This window comes from Atopobium sp. oral taxon 810 str. F0209, from assembly GCF_000466405.1.
Taxonomy (GTDB): domain Bacteria; phylum Actinomycetota; class Coriobacteriia; order Coriobacteriales; family Atopobiaceae; genus Olegusella.
The window spans coordinates 1-6,609 of sequence record NZ_KE952956.1; the positions used below are offsets into that span (position 1 = coordinate 1).

The 6,609-nt window shown below is 51.2% G+C and carries 6 protein-coding genes; 3 read left to right on the top strand and 3 right to left on the bottom strand.

From position 1 onward, the window contains the following. Positions 1 to 646: 646 nt before the first annotated feature. Both HMPREF9069_RS06560 and HMPREF9069_RS06565 read right to left on the bottom strand, forming a co-directional pair. Positions 647 to 1,429 (bottom strand): exodeoxyribonuclease III, encoded by a 783-nt coding sequence (locus tag HMPREF9069_RS06560; protein WP_021626424.1) that lies wholly within the window; start codon positions 1,427 to 1,429, stop codon positions 647 to 649. 79 nt (positions 1,430 to 1,508) lie between these two features. Beyond that, positions 1,509 to 2,474, bottom strand: a complete 966-nt coding sequence (locus HMPREF9069_RS06565; RefSeq protein WP_084170351.1) for a patatin-like phospholipase family protein — start codon at positions 2,472 to 2,474, stop codon at positions 1,509 to 1,511. A gap of 123 nt (positions 2,475 to 2,597) precedes the next feature. Between HMPREF9069_RS06565 and HMPREF9069_RS06570 the strand changes: the two genes are divergently transcribed. Continuing rightward, positions 2,598 to 3,335 carry an NAD-dependent protein deacylase gene (locus HMPREF9069_RS06570; protein WP_051317816.1) on the top strand — a complete coding sequence of 246 codons (738 nt, stop codon included), beginning with the start codon at positions 2,598 to 2,600 and terminating at the stop codon, positions 3,333 to 3,335. 46 nt (positions 3,336 to 3,381) lie between these two features. Further along, positions 3,382 to 4,800: a 2-amino-4-hydroxy-6-hydroxymethyldihydropteridine diphosphokinase gene (folK, locus tag HMPREF9069_RS06575; RefSeq protein ID WP_035438721.1), complete on the top strand. Its 1,419-nt coding sequence runs from the start codon at positions 3,382 to 3,384 to the stop codon at positions 4,798 to 4,800. A 96-nt stretch (positions 4,801 to 4,896) separates the two neighbouring features. Here the strand turns inward: folK and HMPREF9069_RS06580 are convergent, their stop codons facing one another. After that, the gene (locus HMPREF9069_RS06580) at positions 4,897 to 5,721 is read right to left on the bottom strand and encodes a type III pantothenate kinase (RefSeq protein WP_021626428.1); all 825 of its coding nucleotides are present in this window, start codon (positions 5,719 to 5,721) and stop codon (positions 4,897 to 4,899) included. Positions 5,722 to 5,859: 138 nt separating this feature from the next. Here HMPREF9069_RS06580 and rpmE point away from each other — a divergent pair, with 138 nt between their 5' ends. Then, positions 5,860 to 6,288: a 50S ribosomal protein L31 gene (gene rpmE, locus HMPREF9069_RS06585; RefSeq protein ID WP_021626429.1), complete on the top strand. Its 429-nt coding sequence runs from the start codon at positions 5,860 to 5,862 to the stop codon at positions 6,286 to 6,288. The last annotated feature ends 321 nt before the right edge of the window (positions 6,289 to 6,609 follow it).

Genomic DNA, 6,609 nt, shown 5'->3' on the forward strand with positions numbered 1-6,609 from the left:
CTGAAACAGAACGTGGCTTTTGGCAAGCAGAATCGTGCTGCTTGAAAGGAACTGTGGCTTCTGGCAGTTTGCGTGAAAAGAAGTGTGGCGTTTGACATGCGGAGTGCTGTGGAAGTAGGTCAATAGCCACATACGCCAATAAGTGGTTGAGGCACTCAGTTTTAAAAGTTTGAGTGCCCTTTTTGCTTGCTTGGTGCTTGAGGTGATGTAGTGCCTGATGTGGTTTTTGTATTCCAGTCAATTTGATACACAGGTAAATTTATTTCGCGTCGATAAAGGCGCGTGTAGCGATGAAAGACTTGTGCCAATAACGGCGTGCGTAACGATGCAATAACTTGGGCCAACAAAAGAGCGTGTAGTGATAAAAACGCCCCGAGGAGGCGTTTTTGGTCGGATTACGAATAAATTTGGCTCCTCGGGGCTAAAAACTTTAACTATCCATCCTGGCAGATGTGTGAGGATTGCGAGACTGCGGAGAGGAGTGAGATTCCGGAGGTGAGTGAGACCACGGGAGACGAGCAAGACCACGGAGACGAGCGAGACTATGGAGGCAAGCGAGACTGCGGAGGTGAGCAAGGCCATGGAGACGAGTAAGACTACGGAGGCATGCGAAGCTGTGGCGATGCACGATGTAGCCGATAGGTGTTTATAGCGTGATGGTCAGCTCAATAGGGCAATGATCACTGCCGTAGATATCACTCAGAATGCGAGAGTCCACGACGCGGTCGGCAACACGATTACTGACAAGGAAGTAGTCAATACGCCAACCTACATTGCGTTCACGAGCACGCATGCGGTAGCTCCACCAGCTGTAGGCATCTGTCTGATCGGGATATAGGCTGCGGAAACTGTCGGTAAAACCAGCGTCCAGTAGCTGCCCAAAGCCTGCGCGCTCCTCATCGGAAAAGCCTGCGTTCATGTGATTGGCATCGGGATTTTTGAGGTCGATTTCCTCATGAGCAACATTGAAGTCACCGCAGGTTACTACAGGTTTTTCTTCTGCAAGACGGGCAAGAAATTCGCGATAATCCTTGTCCCATACCATGCGTTCATCTAAGCGAAGCAGACCATTTTTAGAGTTGGGCGTATACACATCAACAAACCAGTAGTTTTCAAACTCAAGTGCGCAAACGCGACCCTCATTGTCGGCAAACTCACAGCCGATTTCACGAATTACCTGTCGCGGTTCTTCTCGGCTAAAGACAGCCGTACCAGAGTAACCTTTGCGTTCTGCATAATTCCAAGTTTGATAATAACCTGGAAAATCTATCTTGAGCTGGCCTTCCTGTAACTTTGTCTCCTGCAGAGCAAAGACATCGGCACATGCCTGTTCAAAAATTTCAGGAAAACTAGGCTCTTTTTTCATAACAGCACGCAGGCCATTAACGTTCCAAGATACGAGCTTAAGCTCACGGAGGGTATCGCTCATGTACTATCCCATCTGCGGACCAAAGGCGGACTACAAAATGAATTAATTCAGACTACAAAATGACTTGATTAAGTGTAGCCTACCCAAAAATCCATTCCTCCCATTGAGGATAATCCCGCAAAGCTTGGCGATAGCCCAACTGGAACGAATTGTAGAGTGCTGCGGTATCCAGTGTCGTTGATTTGACTGGCATGGTATCTGGACGCACGACGTAGGCACGACCCTTGCGTTCCATCTGCTCCAAGCGGTCGAGCGCGGCGTTATAACGTTCGTGGCGAGTAAGCAGAGCCTTGCCTAGATGTGGATAGCTCTCGCCCCATCTACGATAAAGGCGCTGCATAGCAGCAGACGGCGCAGGCTTGCGATAGCCAGCAGGACGTGTTGCAACAAAGAAGAAACGCTCATATCCATCCATCTCAGCCAGATGCATAGGAAGCCCTGCTTCAAAACCAATACCGCCGTCGAGCATAACCTGCCCATTGATAGAGATGGGCTTCATCATGCCTGGCAAGGTTGAACTTGCACGAGCGCACATCATCATATGTTCAAATGTATCCATGCTCTCACGAGTAAAACTTACGGTGCGACCCGTATCTCGCTCAAATGCCTGTAGACGTGCTTTGGCGGGATTGGCGGCAAAAGTCTCCCAGTCAAAAGGCAAAAATCCATCTTTGACGCAGCCGCCGTAATCATAGTCGGCGTTGAAATAGCCATGGCCTTCCATAGCCGAGCGAAAGCCGCCTGCCTCACGCACAGTTGCAAGATCGATAAAAGCTTGGCGCGTGCGGTTGATATCGCGGCTGAGGTAGTCAACAGTGTGACTGGCTCCTGCAGAGATGCCGCACACCTCGTCAAAGAAAATCCCGCGCTCAAGCAGGACACCTGCAATGCCAGCCGTATACGAACCACGAAAGCCGCCACCCTCAAAAATCAGAGCGATATCGTGTACATTGGATTCTATTGGCAGATGCTCGCCGCCTCGAGGACGCGCGGTGCAACTTTTGAGTACGTAGTCCTCATTGGGCGTGTTGGTTAACTGGTCCATAATGCCCTCCATTCGCGAATTAGTTCGCTAGGAGATTTTAGCGCAGGCAGTAGGGGTGCTAGAGTGGATGGACAAGAAGCCCTAACAAAAGCGAAGCATAAACGAAACTGGAGCGTGGCTATCATGGGTCAAATTATTCGCGATCCTCAAGAGGCGGCGCATGAACTCGATAACCGCATAGGTAAAGCTAGGAACGTGGTTTTCTTTGGTGGCGCAGGAGTCTCGACGGCAAGTGGTATTCCAGATTTTAGAAGTCCAAATGGGCTCTACCGCCAAAAGCTTGATTACTCACCCGAAGAGATGCTCGAACATCGTTTCTTCATGGAGCATACGCAGGAGTTCTATGATTTTTATCGCACATGTATGATTGCGCTTGGCGCGCGTCCCAACCAAGCGCATCTCAAGCTTGCCGAGCTCGAGCGTGAGGGCAAGCTAGCAGCGGTGGTGACGCAAAATATTGACGGTCTGCACCAAGCAGCAGGTTCGCATCAGGTCTATGAACTGCACGGTTCGGTCCATCGAAATATTTGTCAACACTGTGGAAAGACTTATTCAGCTGAGTGGATAGTGGCAAGTAAAGGTGTGCCCCATTGCGAATATTGTGGTGGGCTTATTAAGCCTGATGTAGTGCTTTACGGTGAGTCTCTTAACCAAGCAGTACTTTATGGAGCAGCACAGGCTATTGCTGAGGCTGACATGCTTATTGTTGGCGGTACATCCCTAGTGGTATATCCTGCTGCAGGTCTCGTACAATACTTCCAGGGAAATGATCTTGCGATAGTCAATATGCAGTCAACTCCTCAGGATGCAATGGCGGATTTAGTTTGTGTATGTGATATCGCAAAGGCTTTTGATTTTTGATTGCACTGGCTAGCTGTGCCCTATAACGGGCTTGAGTGGAGGATCTATGGCTCGAGAGGACTTTGCCATTTGGCGTTGTGGACATCATGAACTCTCGCTGGCACGTCCGCGTATTATGGGCATGCTTGAGGTGGGTCCTAGCGGTTTGGCAACTGAGGAGGCAATTGCGCTTGGCAAGGCAATGCTTGATGAAGGTGCCGACCTTCTTGATGTGAGCTTTGCACCAGCGCCAGAAGAGTTGCCTGCTACAGATTCCGCCGCAGCTCGTGCGCGCAGCGCAGCGATTGACGCTGAGGGTGAGGCAGTAGTGCCAGTAGTGCGCGGACTTGTCGCCACGGGCGCTATTGTATGCATTACTACGCGTCATCCACAGATTGCCAAGATGTGTATTCGTCTAGGCGCAGAGGTGCTTGACGATCCTGAGGGCTTTACCAATGCTGAGATGGTTGAGATTGCTGCCGAGAGTGATTGCGGTTGTGTAGTGCTTTGCGATAGTGAGTTCCGTGTGAACTCTTCTCGTCGTTCAGTTGTACTCGATCAGACTCATACGCCTTTGCGTCCTGTAGCATCTAACCGTCGTTTTACTCTGCCCGAAGAAGCGCCCATTATGCGCGAAATCATGGGCTTTTTAGGCGATCAGGCGCGTATGTTGCTACGTGCTGGCGTTTCGCGTGATCGTATTTGTTTTGATCCAGGATTAGGGCAAAACAAAACTCCTGACGAAGATGTCGTAGTGCAGCGTAATGCAAAAAAGCTCATGTCATTGGGTTATCCATTGCTTCAATCAGTATATGAGGGAGATTTTTCTACTTCAGTTACGGGATCTCAAGCAGATAAAGCTGCGGCTATGGGCTTTTGTATCTGGGGCATTCAGGCTGGAGCGCGTATTTTGCGCGTGCACGATGTGGCCCAGATGGCGGAGGCAGTTAATGCATATTGGGCAATGGCAAAGCCTGATGCACGTCAAGGCTTTGTCTCTTTGGGCTCAAACGTAGGTGACCGTGTAGGATATCTGTCCCAAGCAGTACAGCTTATCGATAAGATCCCGATGACCTGCGTTGTCGCCGTGAGCTCTGCTTACGAGACTGAACCTGCATATGGCATTGCAACGCCTGTTGCAAATGCGGTGGCCGAGATTCGCACCGAGTTGCATCCCTTAGTGCTGTTGAGCCATCTGTCAGAGATTGAAAATAAGCTTGGACGTATTCGTGATCCCAAAACTTCGGGTCACGGTCCGCGTACGATTGACTGTGATCTTGTTTGGGTTGAGGGCGAGACTCATGCAGGCAAACGTTTGACTTTGCCGCATCCACACTTAGGCGAGCGTGATTATGTATTAGTGCCCATGGAAGATCTGATGCATGATCCCGTACGCTTCTTGACGCATGCAGGTGTTGAGGTGGCAGAATCCGAGCAGCGCATTGGTCACGTTACTGCCGAGCTTGGACCCCTAGATTGGAAATAAGCAGAACCGTGTGTTTGTGGCGGTTTGCTTGACAAGAAAAGCCCAGCAGTTGAGCCATTGCTGGGCTTTAATCTTTATATGATTGTGAGTATGGTCTTAAGTTCGATTTGCGCGTTTTTCTGCACGGTGCAGCCAAATTTGCCTAATGCCACGAATAGTAATGTCAGGATCGACCACATCAAAAATATCGGTCGCTTCGGCTACAACGGAAGAAAGCCCGCCTGTACCTACGATGGTGCAGCGTGGCATAGTGGCACCGTCATGTGCCTGTGACCACTCAGCACAAAGTTCCGCTTGTATGCGGCGCACAATGCCTTCTGCTTGGACTGCTGCGCCGATAACAATGCCTGACTGCACGGCAGTTTCGGTGCTGTTGCCTAGGGCATGGGCGGGAGCAATAAGCGGTACGTTTGACAACTTTGCTGCTCGTTCAAAAAGCGCGGCTGCCGATAGCTGCAGGCCAGGCATGATGGCTCCGCCGCGGAAGCGACCATTGGCGTCAACCACATCGATATTGGTTGCTGTGCCAAAGTCGACCACAATGACGGGTGCGCCATAGCTAGTCTTTGCGGCTACCGCATTTGCAATGCGGTCGGCTCCGACTTGACTCGGGTCGGGGAGGGCAACTTCAATTCCGCAGTCGCGCGAGGCATCTATTACCAGTGGCGTAGCTCCTGAAATTTCTTTTGCCAAATAGATCCACGACTGAGTAAGTGTAGGCACGACCCCCGCAATTGCTACGTCGTTGATGTCTTGGAGCTTGTAACCCAGCATATGAAAGTAACCATACAGGCGAGCATGGAGTGAGTCGGCAGTATCTGTGCGCGAGGTCGCCATGCGCCATTGTCGTAGCAAAGTCTCATCGTCGGCGATTAAACCAAGGGTTGTTTGGGTATTTCCTATGTCAACTGCGAGAAACATGTGAGTCTCCTGGACTGTGCTTGGCGTTTTTGCTTAACACGTGTTATTATCGCAAAGCTTGTCACAAACGGTTGGTTATGTTTGGATAAGCGCCCACCACTCGCCTGGTCGGAAACCAGGCCTACGTTAGGAGTTGTCATGAAGCAAGGAATCCATCCCGAGTACGTGGAGTGCATTGTACGTTGCACCTGCGGCAATACCTGGAAGACTCGCGCTACCAAAAGCGAGATGACTGTCGACCTCTGCGATAAGTGCCACCCGTTCTACACCGGCCAGCAGAAGCTTGTTGATACCGGCGGACGTGTCCAGCGCTTCTCTGACAAGTTCGGTGGTGCTGCTGCACAACAGCTTAAGCGTGCGCAGGAAGCCAAGGCTGCAAAGGCTGCACAGGCTGCCGAAGCTGCCGCCGCTGCAAAGGCTGCCAAGGAGGCAAAGGCTGCCGAGAAGGCCAAGCGCGCTGCAGAGTACGCCAAAAAAGCCGAGGCTGAGGCTGCCAAGAAGGCCGCCGCTGCCGCTAAAGAGGCAGAGTCTGCTACCGTTGCTGCTGAGGAGCCCGCAGCTGAGTAAGCACTTGCTTTACAGATGTACGAATGACCCGCTAGCGCTGGATGAACTGCGCTAGCGGGTTTTTTGAAGTCTGTAAACCCTAAGTGGCGCCCCATCGCCCATAAGAGCGAGGATGGGTTGCCCAGTGCGTGCTGATGTGATGGTTGTAGCTCTGCTTGCTCGCACTGCCCGTCAAAAGCCACGGATTCTTTCAGTTGGAGCGGTTCTACATGCCAAACGCCATATTCTGTTTCATCCAGTGGGGTCCTGCTTGCCAAACGCCACCTATTCTTTCAGTTGGAGCAGCCCTATGTGTCAAACGCCACGTTCTGTTTCAGAAAA